The following is a 20633-nucleotide window of genomic DNA, read 5'->3' as shown; positions in this document are numbered from 1 at the left end:
GTCATGGCAGGTGGGACCCATCACCTGAGTTTCCCGCAGGTGGAGAACAGCGCGACCCGGCTGAACAAGGAGAAGGAGGACATCGAGAGCCGCCTGACCCAGCTCAAGTCGATGATCGACCAGCTCGTGAGCAGCGACTTCGTCACCGAGCGGGCTTCCGGCAAGTTCCAGCAGGACTACGACCAGTGGAACAACGGCGCCCGACAGGTCATGCAGGGCCTGGAGGGCATGAGCCAGTTCCTCAAGACCGCCATCGCCAAGCACCGCGAGCTGGACGCCTCGCTGAGCGGAGGCGCGGGCGCGTGAGACCGCCCGGGGCCGAGCAGGGCCGCGGGCGCAACACGGCGGGCAGGCCCAAGAGGCTCCGCGTCTACATCGAGGCGAGCTGAACCAGCTCCAGCCGCCGGGCCGTGGCCAGGTACGCCCGCCCCGCCGGCCCGGCGAAGAACTGGTCCGGTTCGAGGTGCACCCCGTGCTCCCGGGCGATCACCCGGTTGGTGGGGGTCAGCAAAAACCGCGTTCCCGACCGCAGCATCTCCGTGACCTCCCCGGCCAGCGACCGCCGATGCCCCTCCAGCAGCGGCGTCGCGTCACCGGCCAGGATCAGCGCCCGCCGTCCCAGCTCGGCGGGCGCGAGGATGTCCTGCGGCAGCGTGGGCAGCGTGTCGAACCCCTTCTCGGCGGGCGTGATCGTGAGCTGGTCGAAGTCGTCCATCACGACGGCGTACGGGTGGCCCTCGAAGGCGGCGACGACCTCGCGCAGGTCGGCGTCGGCGAACGAGGTGCCCGCCAGCGTCCGCGCCCCCGGCAGCGACCGGACCAGCGGCGAGCGGGGCGGGCCGACGGCCAGCACGTTCACCCCGGCCCGCAGCAGCGTGGTGGCCATGACCAGCGCCGCGTTGCTGCGTCCCGACCCGGGTGGCCCCGACACCAGCACCAGGTGCGGCCCCGTCTCGAACAGGTCCAGCCCGACCGGGGCGACCTCGGGCCCGCCGACCCCGATGGCGGAGCCGTCGAACGGCACCCGGGCCGGCAGCGGCGGGAACGCCTTGACCGGCCACGCCGGCTCGCGGCTGTGCCGGGCGGGCGCGGGCGGGTGCGGCACCCGCTCGGGCGGCAGGCAGATCTGCACGTGCAGCCCGCCGGCCGCCTCGATGGCCCGCCCCGGCAGCACCGGTGGCGACACCATCCCCGACGACAGGTACGCCCGCCGCGTCTCCTCCCTGGGGAACGGCAGGAACAACCGCCGCGAGAACAGGTCGGGCGTCTTGCCCCGCAGCATGTCGTGCCCGCCCACGGCCACCGTGTGCACCCCGACCTGCGGCCCACCGGCCACGATGCCCCGCAGGGTGACCAGCAGCGGCGTCTCGAAGAAGTCGGGGTTGCCGCGATCCTCGAAGTACTCCCAGCCGTCGATCACGAACACGATGGCCGGCGCGTCGGACCCGCCGGGCGACAGCCGGGACAGTCGCCGCCGCTCCACCTCGCCCGCCAGCCACGTCACGATCCGCCGGACCCGGTCGGGCTCCCCGGCCCCGGCGACCGCGCCGCAGTGCGGCAGGTCCGCGTACGCGGCCAGTCCGCCCGGCTGGTTCTCCACGACGTACAGCCACACCTGGGCAGGCGAGCAGCGCGCCGCCAGGCTGGAGAGCAACGTGCGGCAGAACGTGGTCCGCCCCGACTGCGGCCCGCCGGCGACCATGAGCCGCTCCGTCCCGGCCAGGTCCAGCCCCATCGCGGGCTGCGCCTGGTTGACCGGATCGTCCGCCAGCCCGTACGGCACCCCGTCGGCTTCCAGCTCCATCAGCGGCACCACGGCCGGCAGCGGCGGCAGCAACGGCCGGAACGGCGGCGCGGCGGGCAGTCGCCCGGAGGCCGCGATCACCGCCGCGATGGCCAGATCCTGGTCGCTACGCCCGGCCCGCGGCGCGTCCCTGTTCTCGGGCCGAGGCAGGCCGAGCGTGGGCCAGGGCAGCAGCCGCGCCGAGGCCGTGGCCGCGCCGGTGGGCGGCGGGTCGCCGAGATAACCCGTCTGGAAGAGCTGGGGAGTGCGCTGCTCACCGCCCACCCGCATGATCATGCCCCGGCCGCGCAGCCGCGACGGGATGGTGGCGGCGTCGGGCACGCCGAGCACCTCGGTGCTGTCGGAGGGCTCGTTCTGCCGCAGGGTGATGCGCAGCGAGATGTTGTTCTTCAGCTCGGGCGACAGCTTGCCCTGCAGCGACTGGGTGGCCAGCACCAGGTGCATGCCCAGCGAGCGCCCCTTGGCCGCCACGTTGACCAGCTCGCGCAGGAAGTCGGGCGAGGTCTCCAGCACGCGGGCGAACTCGTCGAACACCATGACCAGGCGTGGCAGCCGGCCGCCCGCGTTCCAGTAGACGTCGATCTCGCCGCCGTACCGGGCCAGGGTGGCCTCTCTGCGCCGCACCTCCGCCCGTACGGAGGCCAGCACCCGCCGCGCCGCGCTCTCGTCGAACACGTCGGCCGCCGTGTCCCCGGTCGAGCGGATCAGCCCCACGACGTGCGGGCAGTGCTCGAACGGCAGGAACGCGCCGCCGCCCTTGAAGTCGACCAGCACCAGGTTGAGCTCGTCCGGCCGGTTGGCCAGCAGGAGCGAGGTGACCAGGGTCTGCAGCAGGATGCTCTTCCCCGCCCCCGTCGCCCCGCCCAGCATCGTGTGCGGCCCGTCCGTCGCGAGGTCCACGGTCACGGCCCCCGAGCCGTCGGCCCCGACGCACACGCGGGTGGTCGGCCCGGGATCGGCGCTCCAGCGCGACAGCACGGCCTCGGCCGACGGCTCCGCCAGGTCCAGCACGTTCAGCAGGCGGACGGCGTCGGGGATCACGCTGTCCGCCCTGGCCAGCGTGAGCCGGTCGCGCATGGGGGCCACGGCGCGGGCGATGCGCTCGGCGGCCTGCTCCCCGAGGCTCTCGGGCTGCACCGACACCGGCAGCCCCTGACGGCCACGGGTGAGCAGCATGCCGGCGCCGTCGAGCTCGCAGACGCCGCGGCACTCGTTCAGGCTGCGCTGGTCGGCGCAGATCACGTACACGCCGACCGAGGGGCCCTCCCTGAGCACCTCCTTCATGCCCGGGATGTCGCGTAACGCGCGAGCGCCGTCGAGGACGACGACCACCTCCTCGCCGAAGCGGCGGTCCCTGACCTTGAGGCGCTCGTTGACCAGGTCCTTCAGCTCCTCGATGCGCTCGGTCCTGGTCTCCCGCGTGTTGCCCACCAGGCACGGTACGGGGCCGTCCACGTTGAGGTGCGGCAGCCAGCGCGCCCAGGCCAGATGCTCGCCGCCGGACGCGGTGATCAGGACCAGGCGCAGCTCGTCCGGCGCGCGCAAGGTGCCGAGCTGGACCAGCAGCCAGCGCAGCAGGGCGTCCACCGGCTCGGGCGGGCCGATGACGCCGAGGACGCCGATCTCGCGCAGGTCCACCGTGACCGGCACCCCGCGCAGCAGCGGCTTGACGAAGTCCGGCCACTGCTCGCCGTCGAAGCCGATCGTGGCCGGCTCGTCGGCCACCCCCACGCGCAGCGTCAGGCCGTCGGGGGAGTCGGCGTTGCGCGGCCACAGCCCGGGGCCCTCGTGGGTGGCCGCGAACGTGAGGTCCACCTCGTCGGGGGCGACGACGTGCCGAAGCCACTGCTCGTGCACGACGTGCCGGCGCATCAGCTCGACGGTCTCCCGCCTGCGCTCGTCGAACTCCCGCTCTTTCTTCTTGCGCTGCCGCCCTTCCGCCCACTGCGTGGCGAAGAACGTGATCGGCGTCAAAATTCCGAACAGCAGAAAATACGCGCTTTTCAACAGGATCGCCATGGCGATGGAAATGGGCAGCGGCAGCAGCGACGAAAGCAGCGCGACCGCGATATTGCGCTGCGGCACCTCGTTCCTGGGCAGGGCGAGCCTGGCCCCCGGCACGGCGGGAGCGGGTGAGAACGCCCGGTCGAAGTCGATGTGCCCGTCCCTGGCGCGGGCGGTCCTGAGCCGGGACGGCGGCAGCGGCGCCCACCGCAGCCGGTTGTCGCCCACCTGCAGCACCCCGTCGGGGCGCAGCACCGCCGGGCCCCGCAGGCCCAGTTCGTCCACCGTCGTCCCGTTGCGCGAGCCGAGATCGACGACCGTGGCCTCGCCCGACCACGACACGTCCAGCCGCGCGTGCTGCCTAGACACCTTCGGGTCCCGCAGGAGGCTGATGTCGGTCCATTCGCGGCCGATGACGTGGCTGCCGGGGCTCAGCCAGACCACCTGGCCGGCGTCGGGGCCGGCGAAGACGCGGATCGCGCCGGCCGCGGCGAGCGGGCGCCAGGGCGGCACACGCTCGGGCTCGCCCACACTGATCGTCGCCCCGGGCACCAGGGGGCTCTCCGCGACCGTGGATTCGGGGTCGAGCTTGCCGCTGCCGACGAAGCAGGGGCGTCCCTGAACGGGGAAGGGCAGGGCCCGCAGCAGGGAGCCGATCAGGGTCTGCGGCTCGGCCGTCACCTCGACGTCGACCGCGCTGGAGGCCGCGGGGTCGCGGACCGTCAACCGAATGATCATAATCCCCTCTCCAGGGGACTGAAGCCCGATTTAACCAAGAAATCTAACTGCTCAGTAACAGGGCAAAGTACCTGACCCGGGCGTCCGTCCGTGGCTAGAGTAATAAATCCAATATCGGCGTACCTAGCGGGATATTTGATGATATCCGCAGCGCGAGGAGCCGCAGGCGTGAAACACCGCGTGACCGACGAAGCCATGGTCCAAGCCCTCTACCGCGAATACGGCCCCTCCCTGATGGCCTTCGCCGTCCGGCTGACGGGCGGCGATCGACGCTGGGCAGAGGACGTCGTCCAGGAGACCCTGGTGCGCGCCTGGCGCAACCTGCACGAGCTGCGTACGGACTCCGGCTCGCTGATGCCCTGGCTGGCCACCGTGGCGCGCCGCGTCGTCATCGACAACCGCCGCCGCTCCGGCTCCCGCCCCCTCGACACCGTCGAGGAGATCCCCGAACGCGTCGCGCCCGTGGCAGCCGAGGACGAGCGACTGCTGAGGGAGATCGTCGTGACCGACGCCATGCTTTCGCTCTCTCCCGCGCACCGCCAGGTGCTCACAGAGACGTTCCTGCTGGACCGGACGGTCCAGCAGGCGGCGGAGACGATCGGCGTGCCCGTGGGCACGGTGAAGTCCCGCGTTTACTACGCAATGCGCGCGCTGCGTGTCGCGTTGGACGAAAGGGGGGTGACGTTGCCGTGATCAAGGTGCGTCACGCGAACTGGGGGGTGGCGCCATGACGGAGATACAGCACGAGGACGTGGCCGCGTACGCGCTCGGCCTGCTCGGAGACGACGAGCGGGCCGCTTTCGAGCGCCATCTTGACGGCTGCGCGAGCTGTGCCGGGGAGGTCGGTACGTTCGTCGCCATGGGGGAGCTGATCAAGACCGTCCACCCGGACGACCTCCTGCCTCATCCACCGGACGCGCAGGTCGAGTCCCTCCTGGTACGCCGGGCCGCCGCCGAACGGCGGCGCCGCCGTTTCCACCGCACGTTCATGACCGCCGCCGCCTGCCTCGTCGTCGCGGCCGGCGTCTTCCTCGCGGTCGGCTCCTTCACCAACAGCGGCCCGAACCCCGACAGCATCCACGGCCCGGCCCGCGACCTGCTCCTCACCGGCCGCACCCAATCCTTCAGCGACGCCGCCACCGGGGTGTCAGGCGTCGTCGGCCTGGAGGACAAGGGCTGGGGGACCCATGTCGCGCTGGAGCTCAAGGGTGTCAAGGGGCCGCTGCAGTGCCGGCTCAAGGCCGTCGGCGACGACGGCCGCTCGGAGGTCGTGGCGAGCTGGGGCGTGCCGGACAAGGGGTACGGCGTGCCTGGCTCCCCCGACCCGCTGGTGCTGCACGGGGGCACCAGCCTGCCGCAGTCCGACCTGAACCACTTCACCGTCGAGACCTTCGACGGCAGAAGCCTGGCCACCATCGCGGTCTGACAAGATCGAGGGCGATGCGTATCGATCTGCACAGCCACAGCACCGCGTCCGACGGCACACAGCCGCCGTCGGACGTGGTGCGCCGGGCCCGCGAGCGGGGGCTCGACGTGCTCGCCCTGACCGACCACGACACCGTCGCCGGGCACCGCGCGGCCATCGAGGCGTTGCCCGCCGGGCTCACGCTGGTGCCCGGCATGGAGCTCTCGTGCCGGCGCGGCGGCCAGAGCATCCACCTGCTGGCCTACCTGTTCGACCCGCTCGAGCCGGAGCTGGCGGCCGAATGCGCGCGCATCCGGGAGGCCCGCGAGGTCCGCGCCCGCCTGACCGTCGAGCGGCTGGTCGCCCTGGGGGTGCCGGTGACCTGGGAACAGGTGGCCGAGCTGGCCGCCGGAAGCCCGGTCGGGCGGCCGCACATCGCCCGCGCCATGGTCGCCGCCGGGGCGATCGCCGAGCCCGCGCTGGCGTTCACGCCGGAGTGGATCGGGGCGGGCGGTCGCGCACACGTCTCCCGCTACGCCCTCGACCCCGAACGGGCGGTTCGCCTGGTGCGGGCGGCCGGTGGGGCGGCGGTGCTGGCCCACCCGAAGGCGGCCGAGCGCGGCAAGGTCGTGCCGGACGAGTGGATCGGTGAGCTGGCGGCGGCCGGGCTCTTCGGCGTGGAGGCCGACCACCTCGACCACGACGCGGCCGCCCGGGAGCACGTGCGCGGGCTGGCCCGCGACCTCGGCCTGGCCGTGACCGGCTCCAGCGACGACCACGGCGAGCTGACCGGGCACCGCCTGGGCTGCGAAACGACCTCCGCCGAGGTCTACGAACGCCTGACCACCACGGCGATCGGCGCCACCCCCGTCGCCGCCCAGGCCCACTAGCAGGGCCTCTAGCAGGACTTCTCACAGGACGTCTCGCAGGACTTCTCACCCGGGCTTCTCGCCCGGTTTGTCACAGGGCGAGTAACCGCGCCCGCAGCTCGCCGACCTGTTTCGGTTCGGCGATCCCGTCCCAGGGGCGCAGGGCCGCGAGCCCGGCCTCCTGGTGCTCCTCGGCCCGCTCGCGCCGCAGCCGGCCCAGGTGCAGGTGGGCCAGCGCAGTGCTCACCCCGGTCGGCGGCAGCCGCGGCGCGGCCTCCTCCAGCAGCGCGATCGCCCGCTCCTCGGCCTCCTCCGCCGCCACCTGGGCCGGCGGCCGGTTCTCGGCCTCCTCCAGCAGCGCCCCGGCCCGCTGCACCAGGCAGCGCGCCCGCCCGATCTCGTCCGCGGTCCCGCCGTAGCACCGCTCGGCCTGCTCCAGGTGGTAGTTCGCGTCGTAGGGCGAGCTCAGGTAGCGGTGGGCGAGCGCGAGCAGCTCGTGGGCGTGCGCCTGCCCGCCGGGGTCGCCGGCCCGCCCCGCCAGGTCGAGCGACTCGAACAGCACGGCACGGGCGTCGGCGTACAGGCGGCGGGCCTCGGGGCCGCGGCCGTCGTGGTCGAGCGTCTGGCCCTTGCGCATGAGCAGCGCCGCCACGTCGGCCAGCCGGAGCGCGTGCCCGGCGACGTCCCCACCGGCCAGCGCCTGCCCGTAGCGCACCAGCGCGGACTCGACGTCGGTGAACTCGTCGCCCTCCGCGAGCAGGATCGCGGCCTGCTCCAGGTGCAGCTCGGCGGGCCAGAGCGTCCTGTCGCCGTACAGCTCGGCCGCCTGGCCGAAGTGCTGCCGGGCGCCGCGCGGGTCGCCCCAGGTGAGCAGGATCGCGCACTGGCGCAGCTCGGCCGTGGCCCGCACGCGTCCGTCGCCGAGCGCCTGGGCGGCCTTGGCCAGCGCCTGCGCCGCGCGCAGCCGGTCCTCGTGCCGCTGTTCGAGCCGGAACCAGGTCTCCAGCGCGTCCGCGATCCGCCCGAGCGCGCGGCCGGTCTTGGGGCCGGGGTGCTCGCGGGCCAGCACCTCCAGCAGCACCCGGTCCTCGATCGCGAAGAAGGTGCGGGCCTCGTCGGCGGGCAGCAGGGCCGCGTACGAGCCCGCCCGCGCCGCGAAGTGCTCGACCAGCCGCCGCCAGGCCGCGCTCTCCCGCGGCGTACCGGTCGCGGTGCCGCCGCGGAACGCGCCCGTCACCCTGACCCGGGCCATCCGCACGTTCTCCAGCAGGCCGAGCCCGGCCAGCTCCTCGATCGCGTCCTCGGCCGACGGCACGCCGAGCAGCGCCGCGGCGGCCAGGTGGTCCACCTCGGCGATCGGCAGGCCGGCCAGCAGGATGAACAGTTGCTTGGCCGTGGGCCTGAGCTGCTTGATGCTCAGGTTGAGCACGAAGTCGAGCGTCCTGTCGATGGGCAGGCTGCGCAGGTCGTCCACCAGGGACTGGAGCGGGACCTTCGGGTTGCGGGCCAGCCACCGGCCGACCCTGACGATCTCCAGCGGGCTGCCCAGGCAGGCGTCGACCAGCAGCTCCAGCGCCTTGGGGTCGCGGGCGACGCGTTCGTCGCCGACGTGACGGGCCAGCAGCGCCCGGCCCGCGTCAGGTGAGAGCGGGCCGAGCTGGACCGGCTCGCTGTGCTGCGGCGGCCCGTCCGTGAGCGTGCCCGCCACCACGACGTGCGCGCCCGGCACGCGGGGCGGCAGCCAGGAGACCTGGCCCCACGCGCTGACGTTGTCGAGCAGGAGCACGCAGCCGGTCCCGGTGAGCGCCTCGATCACCTGCGCGGTCGCGTCCTCCGGCTCCTGGATGGCGCCCGGCGGCCGGTTGAGGGTGCGCAGCACCCGCTGGGCCACGCTCAGCGGCGTCTCCGGGCGGTCCCGGTCGGGGCCGCGCAGGTCGGCGTAGCGCTGCTTGCGGGCCTCGCCGGCCAGGTCCCACATGGCCCTGATCGCCACCGCGGACGTGCCCAGCCCCATCCCGCCCCGCACCACGACGACGCCGTGCTCCCGGGCCCGATCCTTGACGAGCCGCAGCTCGGCGTCCCTGCCGATGAGGCCGTCGATCCTGTCCGGGAACGGCACGCGGGCGAGGACCGGTGGGGGCAGGCCCGACCTGCGGCGGCGTAACGTGCGGGTGACCCAGAAGGCCGCGACGGGCAGGGGCAGCGCGAAGAGGGCGGCCAGCCAGAGCGAGGGCGCCTCCACCATCTCCTGCACGAACAGCAGCACTTCGGCCACGGTCACCAGCCCGCCGAGGCTCAGCTCGGGCAGGTGGTTCCTGGCCCGCCGGTAGAGCCGCGAGAGCCGGAAGCGCAGCCGGTCCCAGCGCGAGATCTCCGTCATCGCCGCACCCCTTGCGTCAGCCCTCGGTACAGCAGCCGTCCGGCGGCCAGGACCACGGCCACGGGCACCACGGTCGCGATGACCGCCTGCGCCGCCAGCGGGGCCGCGGCGGTGGTGAAGTGGCGGGAGCCCTCCAGCAGGATCAGGGGTAGATGATCGCCCGCCGGCCAGTTGAACAGCAGGCCCACGACCGAGTCGTTCCAGACCAGCACGAACGCCAGCACCCCGGCCAGCACCACGGCGGGCCGCGCCTCGCGTACGACGTGGAGCAGCTCCCGGCGGCCCCGTACCAGCATGGGCGCGGGCACCCGGACGAACGCGTTGTGCAGCACCAGCACCGCGAGCGGGATCACCAGCGCCGCGTGCACGAGGGCCAGGCCGAGGGTGCTGCCCGGGCTGAACGGGCGCTGCAGCGGCACGGCGAACGCCTGCGGCGGCAGCGCGGTCAGGGCCACCAGGACCAGCAGCGCGGGCCGCCAGGTGCGGCGCGGCAGGAGATGCTCATGGGCCAGCACGTACGCGGCCGGCACGGCGGCGAGCAGCACCAGCCCGGCCACCACGAGCGCGCGCAGGCAGGTGGTCGCGAACGCGCCCATGAAGGCGTCGTCCTGCCAGGCCGCCACGTACGACTCGACCGTCCACGGGCCGCCGGTCCACCACCCGGTCAGCGTCGCGGCGGCCGGCGCGCGCAGCGAGGTGAGCACGAGCGCGGCCAGCGGCAGCAGCCACAGCGCCACCACCACCCCGCCCAGCGGCCACAGGTACCGGGCGCGCCCGTGGCGGGCGGGGGGCACCCGCTCGGCCCAGCCGGCGCGCCCGCGCAGCCCGAGCAGGGCGACCGCGGCCATGGCGGCCACCACCCCGGACAGCAGCAGGGCGAACGCGGCGGCCCGCGAGGCGCCCAGGTCGCCGTGGTGCCGCCACCAGTACAGAGCGCCGCCCTCGACCAGCGGCTGCATCGTCCCCGGGACGCCCATCAACACCAGGTCGAACACCCGGGCCGCCGCCACCAGCGCGAACAGGTACGCCAGCGCCGCCGGCCCGGCCAGCGCGGGCACCACGACGGACCAGAGCCTGCGCCGCCGTCCGACCCCGAAGGCCCTGGCCATCCGCAGCAGGTGGTGCGGCAGGCGGGCCAGGGCCTCGTGGAAGACCAGGAACGCGATCCCGGCCCACTGCCAGACGAACGCCAGCCCGAGCACCAGCCAGATCCACCCGGGTCCGAGGAAGGCCACGTCCCGGCCGAGCAGGGCGGCGGCCAGGCCGCGCCGGTGGTCGGTGTCGAACAGCATCCGGAAGATCGCCCCCGTCGTCAGCGGGGACACCGCGGCGGGCAGCACCAGGGCGAAGCGCATCACGCCGCCGAGCACCGGCCCCGCGTTCCTCGCCAGCCAGGCCAGGCCGAGCCCCACCGCGCACACGATGACGACCAGCACCCACCACAGGAACGTGTTGCCGATCGACTGCCACGCCTGGCCGTCGGAGAGCACGTCGGGCCAGGCTTGCGGGTCCAGGAAGGCGACGGCCACCGTCACGAGGAGCGGAACCAGGATCGCGCCCGCGGACAGCAGCACCGCCAGCAGCAGGAAGGAGCCGGCGCGCCACAGCCCGAGCCCGCGCCCGGCCGCCGGCCCGCCGGCGTCGTGCCGCGGCGCCACCTCGAACAAGAAGGCGTTCCGCTCACTCATCCCGCGCCTTCCCTCAAGCGACGCCCCTCCGGAACGCCGCGCCACCCTTCACACGACGCCCCTCCGGAACGTCGCGTTTCCCTCATGAGGTGCTTTTCCGATGGTCGCGCGCCACGCTCTCGGCGAGCTTGGCGCGGGCCGTGTCGGCCGCCTGGTCGGGCTGGTGCCGGTTGATGACGGCGTCGATGAACAGCTCGGTGAGGATGCGGAACAGCCCGCGCCCGTCGCCCGCCTCCAGGCCGCCGATCAGCCGGTCGGACAGGCCGTAGCGGCCGCCCGCCTCGTCGGCCAGCTCCTGCGCCGGCCCCCGGAGGGGCTCGGGCGAGCGGTCCGGCGGGATGAGCGGCGTGAGGAAGCCGCCGTCGCGCACCCACCGCTCCAGCGGATCGTTCCCGTCGCGCGCCCGCAGCCCGGTCAGCCACTCCACGAACACGGCCGCGCCGCTCCGGATCGCCACCGCCATGTCACCCCCGACCACCAGCGGCGCCCGCTTGCCCGCGCTGGCAGGGAAGCGGAAGTGCCTGGCGGCCGACCGTTTGCCGTGGGCGGCGATGATCGGCCAGGCGAAGTCGGGCGCGGCCACCACGTCGGCCGTCTCGCGGACGAAGACGTCGATGACCGCGTCGTGGAACTGCTTGGTGAGCGCGCGCCTGCCCGCGTCGCTGTCGAGCCCGTTCTGCCAGATGCGGGCCACCCGCTGCAGCGCGTCCTTGACCGGCTGGGTGTCCCATTCCCCGGGCGCGCCGCCACCGCTGTCGAAGAGCGTGTCGTACGCCGTGGGGTGGCAGGCGAGCAGGACGTTCTCGAACCAGGAGCTCAGCACCCAGCCCTCGGCCGCGCCGATCGACAGCCGCCCCGGGGCGTCCGCCCAGGCCTCCAGGTTCTCCGGCGGCCGGTAGGGGGCCTCGCCCGGCCGCGGCGCCCGGTGCCAGACGAGCGACTTGTGCGCGATCTTGAACCAGGAGGCCAGCACCCGGCCGTCCGGCCGCGACACGAGCTCGCGCCAGAACGCCGACGGCCCCGCGTCGACCGACAACGGGGCGGCGCGCCCGCGTACGTCGAGGTCCCGGAGCAGGGCCAGCCGGGGGATCACGGCCACGTCGGGCAGGACCTCCTCGACGGGCCCGCGCAGCAGGGCGCTGACGTTCTCGCCCGCGGAGTAGACCCGGACCGTCCGCTGGAACCGGTCCTCGAACCCCTTGACCACCTCGCGGAAGTGCCGCAGCTCGTCACCGCTCCAGACCACCGCGACGCGCAGCGGCGGCGGCCCGCCGCCGCAGCCCGCCACCGCCGCCACCGGTGCGGCGGCCAGGAACGTCCTACGGCTCAGCGACATCGGCGATCTCCCACAGGTGAGAAGGGGAGGCGAGGCTGGCCACCCTGGTCCTGTCGTCGGTGACGACGACCACCGCCAGCCCCGGATCGGCCCGCAGCGCGGCACTCACGGCCGCGTGGCAGGGCCCGTAACCGGTGCGGTCCTCGATCACCATCGCCTTGACCGGCAGCAGCCGGCACAGGGCGCGAGCCAGGGCGACGTTCAGCCGCTCCTCGTGGCCGAGCTGGTGCGGCTTGGCGCTCAGGTGGCTGTGGATGCCCATCCGCCTGGCCATGAACTCGACCCGGCCGTGCACGAACGGGGGCGCCAGACCGTAGCGTGCGGCCAGGGCCAGGTTCTTCGCCACGGTCATGTGCGGCAGCAGGCCCGCCCCCGCCGGGACCAGCCCGATCTCGCGTTCGGCGGGCAGCCGCATGGTGATCTCCTGCCCGCCGACGCTGATCCGGCCGCCGGCCGGCATCTCCAGGCCGAGCAGGATGTCGATGAAGGCGTCCGCCTCGGCGGCGCCGCCCGCCACCACCACGGCGGTGCGCCCTGAGTCGACGGTCAGCGGGTCGGGTGCGATGCCGCGCAGCCGCCCATGGGCTCCCCAGGCGAGGCCCGAGAGCTCGAGTAATGGCACGTCCGCACCCGCCGTCATGTCGGGAAGGTCATCCGTTATCGACGTTCGCACAAAGCAAAGGTCGCGGCAACGTAGTTGAACGATCTCGCTACGTGTGCATCCACGACTCCTTCCGTGGGGCGGCGAAGTGGGTCGTGAACCAGGCCGTGGCATGCTCGGCCACGGCGTCCAGCGCGCCCGGCTCCTCGAACAGGTGGGTGGCGCCGGGCACGACCGTCATCCGGCTGTCGCCGCGCAACCGCTGCTGCGCTCCCTCGTTCAGCTCCACCACCACGGGGTCCCTGCTGCCCACGATGAGCACGGTCGGGGCGCTCACCGCCGCCAGCCGGGGCCCGGCCAGGTCAGGGCGGCCGCCGCGCGAGACGATCGCGGAGATCCGGTTGCCGGGCTCGGCCGCCGCCCAGAGGGCCGCCGCCGCGCCGGTGCTGGCGCCGAAGTAGCCGATCGGCAGCCCCTCGACCTCGGGCCGCCGCCGCAGCCAGGCGGTACGCGCCAGCAGCCGCTCGGCCAGCAGCCCGATGTCGAAGACGTTCGCCCTGTTCGCCTCCTCCTCGGGCGTGAGCAGGTCGAACAGCAGCGTGGCGAGGCCCGCGTCGTTGAGCGCGCCGGCCACGTAACGGTTGCGCGGGCTGTGCCGGCCGCTGCCGCTGCCGTGCGCGAACACCACCACGCCTTGGGCGGCGTCGGGAACGATCAGATCGCCGGACACCTGCCTCACCTCCCTTGATAGCGCTCCGCCGGGGGGTGGGCGTCCCATGTCGCTACCCCCGGATGACCGGCTCTATCCGCCGCGTCCCTGGGCAGGGCATGGGAGGGGGAGGTTGGGGGACCTTGGACACCGAATCGGGGCGCAGGCACGACCGTGCCGCCTCTCCGCTCGAGCGCATCGTGTCGGGCGGGGCGTCGGTGCTCGGGCGCGTCCGGAGCATGGGGGTCGGGCGCTGGCTGCGGATGGAGCGCGAGTCGCTGATCCAGACGGTCAAGGTGACGGCGGCCTGCGTGCTGGGGTGGTGGCTGGCGGCGTACGTGCTCAAGGTGGACCTGCCGGTGCTGGTGCCCATCGGCGTGCTGCTGACGGTGTCGGCGACCGCGTACAGCACGGTCGTGCGAGGGCTGCAGCAGGTCGGGGCCGTGGTGGTGGGCGTGGGCGCGGCCACGGGGCTGATCTGGCTGATCGGCGTGAACGTGGTGACGATGGCGGTGCTGGTGGTGGCGGGCCTGGTCCTGACGCGGCTGCTGAACCTGCCGGCCCAGAACGTGCAGATCCCGATCACGGCGCTGCTGGTGTTCGCGCTGGGCCACACGTACGGCTTCGAACGCCTTTCGGACGTGCTCCTGGGCGCCGGCCTCGGCATCGCGGCGAACCTGCTCATCCTGCCGCCGCGCTTCGTCGAGAAGGCCGGCAAGGAGCTGGCCCGGCTCTCCGGCGAGCTGGCCGACCTGGCCGGGGACATGTCCCGCGGCCTGCGGCAGGACTGGGACAGCGACATGGCGCAGGGCTGGCTGGACCGGGCGAGGGGGTTGTCGCAGCTCCTGGAGGAGACCAAGGACGCCGCCGACCAGGCGGCCGAGTCCGTACGCCTGTCGCTGCGCCGCCGCCGCTACGACCGCCGCCTGAGCCAGGTGGCCGAGGCCGCCGCCTGCCTCGACCACGCCTGCCACCAGCTCAGGGGCCTGGCCAGGGGCCTGGTGGACCTGATCGGCGGCGCGCGCGGCCTGCCCGTGGAGCGCGCCGCGGACCTGCCGGAACCCTTGGCCGAGGAGCTGGAAGCGCTCTCCCGCGTGTTCCGCGCCTTCGGCGAGCTGCAGCTCGGCGGAGGCGGTCAGGAGGAGCTGGAGGAGCTGCGGGCCGCCCTGCGCGACGGAGAGCGCGAGCAGCGGCTGCTGGCCGACGAGTTCCGGCGGACGCGGCACGTCGCGCTCGGGTCGCTGCAGGGGGCGATGCTCGACGACTGCGCCAGGATCCGCCACGAGTTCGACCCGGACAACGGCCCGCACAAGGCGGCCTTCCCCCGGCGGCCCCACCCCGAAAGCACCTGAAGGACCCCGAAACGGCCGACCCGGCGCCGCGCTCCCCGGGTTTCAGCCCGCGAGGCCGTCGTCCATGAGCCGGAGCCGGGTTTCCGCCTGGTCGGCGAGCTGGTCGAGCGGTTGCCGCCCCGCGCCCGAGACCACGGCCTTCTTGGCGTTGAACGCGCGTACCCACAGGCCGGCCGCCCAGGCGACCTCCCATTCCGCGCGCCCCCAGCGAGCCCCCCGCGCCTCCACGTAGGACTCCAGAAAGCGTGCGCTCTCCGCCACGGTGGCGCGCACGGCGGACCGTCCCGTCTCGGTGAACACCGCCGCGGCCGCCCCCGCCAGGGCCGGCTCGGGCAGTGCGACGGCGCTGTCCCAGTCGTGTACGGCCCGCACCTCGTCCCCGGCCCACCGCACGTTCTGCGACTCGAAGTCCCCATGGCCGACGACGGGCTCCAGCCGGGTCGCGAGGAGCGGCTCCCGCACCCGCGCGCTCAGGTCGTCGAGCCAGTCCGGCCCGGGGCGCGCGTTGAGGTCGGCGTCCACGTCGTCGGGCCACGGCCACACGCCGTCCCCCCGGTGCCCCCACCCCACCCAGGGCGGCGCCGGAGTCAGCGGGGCGACGACTTCGACGGCAGGAGCGAGCCGGACGAGCCGGGCGAGCGCCGCCGCGAACAACCGCGCCCGATCGGCCTCGGGATCCAGTTGCGTCCCGCCGGGAACGTACTCCTCGGCGGTCACGACCCACGAACCGCGCGGCACAGGCAAGGCCGATGGCTCGGGCCCAGTCAGTGGCCCAGTCAGTGGCCCAGTCACTGGCCCGGACAGTGGTTCAGGCGCGGTCAGTGGCGTCGGGCAGGGGAAGCCCGCTCCGGCCAGGTGCCGCTGCACGTCGACGCACCCCCGGACGCGTCCGTCCGGCGGCCGGCACTTGAGCACCACGCGCCGCCCGTCCGACAGCTCGACCCTGCGTACCACCGACAGATGCCCCGCACGGAAGAGCTCCCGCACCGGCGCGGCCCCCAGCCACCTCTCGCACCACTCCCGCACCCCGCCAGTATGCCCGGCATGATCGTTTTCGGGGTGGCAGTCGCCTGGCATACTGCTCGGATGTCCGAATTCGCCGAGTTCCGTGCCAGAGGCCGTGCGGCCCTGCTGGACGGCCGGGCCACCCACGACCTCCCCATGGTGGAGGGCGCGAGGCGCTGGGGCGCCGGGGCGGTGCTGCGCCCCGAGGGTGACGTCGTCGAGCGCCTGACGGAGCTGGCCGCCTCCGTCCCCGCCCCGGGCCACTGGGTGCACGGCGGTTCGACGCTGCACGTCACGCTCCGCTCCCTGGAGCCCTACCGCGCCCGCATCCCGGAGGACGACCCCCTGCGCCGCACGTACGGCGACGCCCTGACCGAGGCCGCCACCGGCCTGCCCCCGGTCCAGGTGCGCCTGGCGGGCCTGACCCCCCACCAGGGCGGCGTCCTGGTCTACGGCCACCTCGAGGACGACACCCTGCTCACCCTCCGGAAGCGCTACGCCCACGCCCTGGAGTGCCGCGGCGTCCGCGACCTCGAGCACGGCAGGACCCGCGACCGCTGGTACGTCAGCCTCGTCCACTTCGCCCGCCCCCTGGCGAACCCCCGGGAGCTCGTCGAGTGGTGCGACGCGAACACGGAGGCCGACTTCGGCGTGGCCGAGCTGACCACGGCGGAGGTCGTCCAGTTCACGCACACCGGCACGGGCATCCGCGTCGACCCCCTCGAACGCGCCCGCCTGACCCTCCATGAAGCCCCGCGCGAGACGACGGAGCGTCACCCGGGCCCCATACCTTAGGTGACGCCCCGCCGCCGCCCCGGTCAGCTCATCACCAGCGCGGTGACGAACTGCAGCAGGTGCCAGGCCACGTACGCGCTCAGCGAGCAGAACGCCCACTCCTTGCCCCGGCTGATCCTGGAGATCCAGCGCAGCTCCTCGGCCGGCTCCCGCCGCGCCCGCAGGCTCCTGGAGACGAAGTACGCCGACACCAGCCAGGCCGCGCCCGAGCTCATGACGAGCGCGAACGAGATGGCCAGCAGGAGCACCGGCGAGGCGGCCCCATCGCCGGGAGTGAGCTGGCGGACCCACGCCGCCAGCACGCCGGTGAGCAGGACGACGGTGATCCGTCTGTCCTTGCGCGCCTGTCGCTTGAGCCACTGAAGGTCTCGACGCAAATGATTCTTGAGCACCCGGATCACCTCCGCTGAATCGCTGGTGAAACCAGCTAACGAAAAGATCCGGGAAAGATCTGCGACCTTGCGCCCGAGAATTCCCGACTTTTATCGGGATTCAGCCGAGCTCCCGCAATTCTTCCGACACGAGCTGCGCCTCGAAAAGGTCGCCCACCTCGTCGAGCGTCCGCACGGCCTCACGGAGATACTCGCCGGCCGCCCCCAGATGGCCGAGTTTGGCGGAGATCAGCCCGAGCGCCCGCAGCGCGCAGCCGAGGTCCCGCCGGGTCCCGCACTCCTGGTGCACGTCCCTGGCCTGCCGCGCGTAGACCAGCGCCTCGTCGGCGCGGTCGAGGTCCAGCAGCACCATCGCCAGCGTCGTGAGCGCCGCCGCCCACCGGTCCCGGGTGCCGGTCTCGTTCTGCAACTCGGCCGTCTCCCTGGCCAGCTTCAGCGCCGCCGCCGGCTTGCCCGCCGTGTGCAGCGCCTGCGCCATCGACAGCAGCGCGCTGGCCCGGTTGTCACGCAGCTCCTCCCTGATCGCCAGAGACGCCTTGGAGGCCCGCAGAGCGGGCTTGTGCTGCCCCAGCGACAGGTACGTGTACGCCAGCGTCTCCTGCACCTCGGCCTCCGCCCGCCGGCTGCCCATGCCCTGCACGATGTCCAGGGCTTCGAGCGCGTACACGAAGGCCACCTGGGGCAGCCCCTGCCGCCGCCGCACCCGGGCCAGCCGGTTGAGCATGCGGGCCTCGACCGGCTCGTCATGGATCACCCGGCTGATCGCCAGCGCCTGGCTCAGGTAGTCGTCGGCGCGCAGGTAGTCCGACAGCCGCCAGTGCACCAGCCCGATGTCGCCGAGGGTCTCGGCCTTGCCCTGCTCGTGGTGGAGCTCCACCTGCACGGTCAGCGCCTGCTCGTAGTAGGCCAGCGCCTCGTCGTAGCGCGAGCTGTTGCGCGCGATGCGGCCGAGCGCGCACAGGGCCCGGCCGCAGCCGTACTGGTCGCCGGTGGCCGTGTAGCCGGCCAGGGCCCGCTCCGCGTCGCGCTGCGCGTCGTGCTGCAGGCGCAGCAGGTCGTAGATCTCGGCCAGGCAGAGCAGGGTCTCGGCCTCGGCGTGCTCGTCGCCCAGCTCGTGGCAGATCGACAGCGCCTCCAGGCCCTCCGACAGGGCCGCGTTCGGCTCGCCCAGGTTCCGCTGCACCCGGGCCAGGATGATCAGGCTCTGCGCGGTGCCCCGGCGGTCGCCGAGCTCCTCGCGCACGTCGAGGGCCTGGCCGGCGTGCTGGAGCGCGAGCTCGTACCGCTCCTGTGACAGGTGCAGGCGGGAGAGCGTGTGCAGGCAGCCCGCCACTCCGGTGAGGTCGCCGATCTCGCGGTAGAGGTCGAGGGCCTCGCCCGCGCACTCGAGCGCCTCCTCGCTGTTGCCGGCGATGCCGTGCACCTCCGCGAGGTCGTTGAGCGCCCTGGCCCGGCCCACGCTGTCGCCGAGCGAGGCGAAGTCGGCCAGCGCCTCGCCGATGAACCTGGCCGCCAGAGTGGACGGCCCGATGTCCCGGTGGATGGAGCCCAGGTGACTGCGCATCCGCGCGATCGCCCGCCGGTTGCTCACCTGCATCGCCGCGGTGAGCCCGCCCTGCTGGATCTCCAGGTTGTTCTCGTAGAACCGCAGGCTCCTGAACGGCTCGAACACGGCCTCCGCCAGCCGCCACGCCATCCCGTGCGCGCCGCTCTCCTCCGCCAGCCGCACCGCCGACACCAGCGAGCGCCGCTCCGCCTCGAACCACTCGCGCGGCGTGGCCGGATCGGTGGCGACCGCCAGGTAGTGGTCGAGCAGCCGTACGCGTGCCTCCCGCACACCCGCCTCCGCGTGCCGGCCCAGCTCCCTGGCCAGCCTCTTGACCAGGTCGTGCACCCGGTAACGCGGCCCGGGCAGCGGCTCGACCAGGTACGCCCGGTGCAGCCCCTCCACCGCGATCACCGCCTCGCTGACCGACACGCCCAGCGCCGCGGCCAGCACCTCCGGCGTGAAGTCCCGCCCCGGCAGCAGCCCGACGTGCCGGAACGCCCGCCGCTGCGGGGGACTCAGCGACTCGTACGCCAGGTCGAGCGCCGACCTGAACGCCTCCTCCGGATCGCCCACCAGGAGCTGATCGGAGCTGCGCAGCTCCCGCACCCGCGACTGCACGCTGAGCCCGGGGTGCTCGGCCAGCTTGGCCGCCGAGATCCGCAGCGCGAACGGATGGTAGGAGCACACCCGCGCCAGCTCGGCCAGCGCGTCCCGGTCGGCGGCCCGTGGCGAGCCCTCGCCCAGCACCGCCACCAGCAGCGCGACCGCGTTGCCCGAGTCGAGCACCGGCAGGTCCATGAGGTCGGCGTATCCGATGGCCCGCAGCGGCGCCATCCGCGTCCGGCTGGTCACCAGCACCACGCAGTCCTTGCTGCCCGGCAGCAGCGCCCGCACCTGCGCGGGGTCGGCGGCGTTGTCGAGGATGAGCAGGAGTCTGCGCCCCGCGATCCTGCTGCGGTAGAGCAGCATCAGCTCGGCCTCGTCGGAGGCCGGTTCGCTGATGCCGAGCGAGCGCAGGATCTGCCCGAGCGCCTCGATGGCGCTCATCGGCGGCTGGTTCGGCGACTGTCCGCGCAGGTCGATCACGATCTGCCCGTCGGGGAACCGGTCGGCGTGCAGGTGCCCCCAGTGCGTCACCAGCGCGGTCTTGCCGACGCCCGGCAGGCCCTGGACGACCATGGTGTTGGTCCGCCGGGGCCGCTCGACCCAGTGGGTGAGCAGGTCGAGGCTCTGCTGCCGCCCGGTGAAGTCGGCCACGTCGGCGGGGAGCTGGCGGGGGATCGGCACCTCGACGACCGGCAGCGGCTCGGCCGGCGCGCCGGGGCTCGACAGGAACGGCGTCACCCGCCCGCTCCACGGTGCCGACAGGTGCTCCCAGCTCCCGGCGGCGGTCCGCAGGGCCGGGGGGTCGGCGATCCGCAGCCGCCGGTAGCCGGGCCGTACCAGCCAGCCCCGGTTCACCCATTGCGTGAGCTGGCGCTGCACGACGTCGGGGGAGCTGCCGACGAGGTCGGCCAGCGTCTCCATGGACAGCGGCGGGGACGACTCGGAGGCCAGCCCGTACCGCTCGTCGAGGTGCAGCAGCCACACGGCCAGCCGGGCGGCGACGGGGGCGCGGGCGAGCGCCTCGTGCCTGCGGGCGGCCATGTTCCTGGCGAACAGCTCCTGGACCAGCGCGGTCGCCACGGCGGGGCCGGCGGAGGCGTGCTCGCGCAGCCGCCGCAGGTCGATCGGCCAGACCCGGACCTCGGTCAGCGCGTCGACCTTGACCCGGTCGGCGGGGCTCCAGAAGGCCAGTTCGCCCACGAGGTCGCCCTCGCCGCGCAGGTCGTGGACGGCCTCACGCTCGCCCGCCGGGGTGTACTCGCGGGCGTAGCCGTAGTCGATGAGGTAAACCTTGGTGGCCGGCCGCAATGGCGAGCAAATGGTCTCGTTACGTCGGTAGACGCGGGGCCGGCCGCCCTCGTCCACCAGAGATCTGAACAAACCCACCCCGAACACCACCC

Annotated in this window: 15 protein-coding genes; 6 read left to right on the top strand and 9 right to left on the bottom strand. The window is 73.7% G+C overall.

The window, feature by feature from the left end; all coding sequences use genetic code 11:
* The first annotated feature begins 3 nt into the window (after positions 1–3).
* Positions 4–306, top strand: coding sequence for a WXG100 family type VII secretion target (locus AB0I15_RS25405; protein ID WP_103961595.1), 303 nt, complete (start codon positions 4–6; stop codon positions 304–306).
* Between the two features lie 64 nt (positions 307–370).
* Here AB0I15_RS25405 and AB0I15_RS25400 read toward each other — a convergent pair whose 3' ends face one another.
* Positions 371–4546, bottom strand: a complete 4176-nt coding sequence (locus AB0I15_RS25400; protein ID WP_358100168.1) for an FtsK/SpoIIIE domain-containing protein — start codon at positions 4544–4546, stop codon at positions 371–373.
* A 168-nt stretch (positions 4547–4714) separates the two neighbouring features.
* On the opposite strand from AB0I15_RS25400, the gene AB0I15_RS25395 reads away from it, so the two are divergent.
* From AB0I15_RS25395 to AB0I15_RS25385, 3 genes are read left to right on the top strand one after another with little or no spacing between them, the layout of a single operon-like run.
* Complete coding sequence (locus AB0I15_RS25395) at positions 4715–5239, top strand: sigma-70 family RNA polymerase sigma factor (RefSeq protein WP_358100166.1); 525 nt, start codon at positions 4715–4717, stop codon at positions 5237–5239.
* Positions 5240–5273: 34 nt separating this feature from the next.
* Complete coding sequence (locus AB0I15_RS25390; protein ID WP_358100163.1) at positions 5274–5972, top strand: zf-HC2 domain-containing protein; 699 nt, start codon at positions 5274–5276, stop codon at positions 5970–5972.
* A gap of 14 nt (positions 5973–5986) precedes the next feature.
* Complete coding sequence (locus AB0I15_RS25385) at positions 5987–6841, top strand: PHP domain-containing protein (RefSeq protein WP_358100160.1); 855 nt, start codon at positions 5987–5989, stop codon at positions 6839–6841.
* 70 nt (positions 6842–6911) lie between these two features.
* Here AB0I15_RS25385 and AB0I15_RS25380 read toward each other — a convergent pair whose 3' ends face one another.
* The 5 genes from AB0I15_RS25380 to AB0I15_RS25360 all read right to left on the bottom strand — a co-directional run bounded on the left by AB0I15_RS25380 (position 6912) and on the right by AB0I15_RS25360 (position 13555).
* Positions 6912–9200 carry a hypothetical protein gene (locus AB0I15_RS25380; RefSeq protein WP_358100158.1) on the bottom strand — a complete coding sequence of 763 codons (2289 nt, stop codon included), beginning with the start codon at positions 9198–9200 and terminating at the stop codon, positions 6912–6914.
* Positions 9197–10888 (bottom strand): ABC transporter permease subunit, encoded by a 1692-nt coding sequence (locus tag AB0I15_RS25375; protein ID WP_358100155.1) that lies wholly within the window; start codon positions 10886–10888, stop codon positions 9197–9199. Before AB0I15_RS25375 ends, AB0I15_RS25380 begins: the two co-directional genes overlap by 4 nt.
* 82 nt (positions 10889–10970) lie before the next feature.
* Complete coding sequence (locus tag AB0I15_RS25370; protein ID WP_358100152.1) at positions 10971–12224, bottom strand: hypothetical protein; 1254 nt, start codon at positions 12222–12224, stop codon at positions 10971–10973.
* Positions 12208–12846: an ATP-binding cassette domain-containing protein gene (locus AB0I15_RS25365; RefSeq protein WP_358100149.1), complete on the bottom strand. Its 639-nt coding sequence runs from the start codon at positions 12844–12846 to the stop codon at positions 12208–12210. Before AB0I15_RS25365 ends, AB0I15_RS25370 begins: the two co-directional genes overlap by 17 nt.
* Before the next feature lie 88 nt (positions 12847–12934).
* Positions 12935–13555 (bottom strand): alpha/beta family hydrolase, encoded by a 621-nt coding sequence (locus AB0I15_RS25360; RefSeq protein ID WP_358100146.1) that lies wholly within the window; start codon positions 13553–13555, stop codon positions 12935–12937.
* A 122-nt stretch (positions 13556–13677) separates the two neighbouring features.
* Here AB0I15_RS25360 and AB0I15_RS25355 point away from each other — a divergent pair, with 122 nt between their 5' ends.
* The gene (locus AB0I15_RS25355; protein ID WP_358100143.1) at positions 13678–14886 is read left to right on the top strand and encodes an FUSC family protein; all 1209 of its coding nucleotides are present in this window, start codon (positions 13678–13680) and stop codon (positions 14884–14886) included.
* Between the two features lie 42 nt (positions 14887–14928).
* Here AB0I15_RS25355 and AB0I15_RS25350 read toward each other — a convergent pair whose 3' ends face one another.
* Positions 14929–15603 (bottom strand): hypothetical protein, encoded by a 675-nt coding sequence (locus AB0I15_RS25350; protein WP_358100140.1) that lies wholly within the window; start codon positions 15601–15603, stop codon positions 14929–14931.
* A gap of 369 nt (positions 15604–15972) precedes the next feature.
* On the opposite strand from AB0I15_RS25350, the gene AB0I15_RS25345 reads away from it, so the two are divergent.
* Positions 15973–16686, top strand: coding sequence for a hypothetical protein (locus AB0I15_RS25345; RefSeq protein WP_358100137.1), 714 nt, complete (start codon positions 15973–15975; stop codon positions 16684–16686).
* A gap of 23 nt (positions 16687–16709) precedes the next feature.
* Here the strand turns inward: AB0I15_RS25345 and AB0I15_RS25340 are convergent, their stop codons facing one another.
* Both AB0I15_RS25340 and AB0I15_RS25335 read right to left on the bottom strand, forming a co-directional pair.
* Entirely contained in the window at positions 16710–17078 is a 369-nt protein-coding gene (locus tag AB0I15_RS25340) for a hypothetical protein (RefSeq protein ID WP_358100134.1), read from the bottom strand.
* 100 nt (positions 17079–17178) lie between these two features.
* Entirely contained in the window at positions 17179–20619 is a 3441-nt protein-coding gene (locus AB0I15_RS25335; protein ID WP_358100131.1) for a tetratricopeptide repeat protein, read from the bottom strand.
* Positions 20620–20633 lie beyond the last annotated feature (14 nt).

The sequence above is a fragment of the Nonomuraea sp. NPDC050643 genome, assembly GCF_040654715.1.
GTDB lineage: Bacteria > Actinomycetota > Actinomycetes > Streptosporangiales > Streptosporangiaceae > Nonomuraea.
This window is presented reverse-complemented; position numbering and strand designations above follow the sequence as displayed.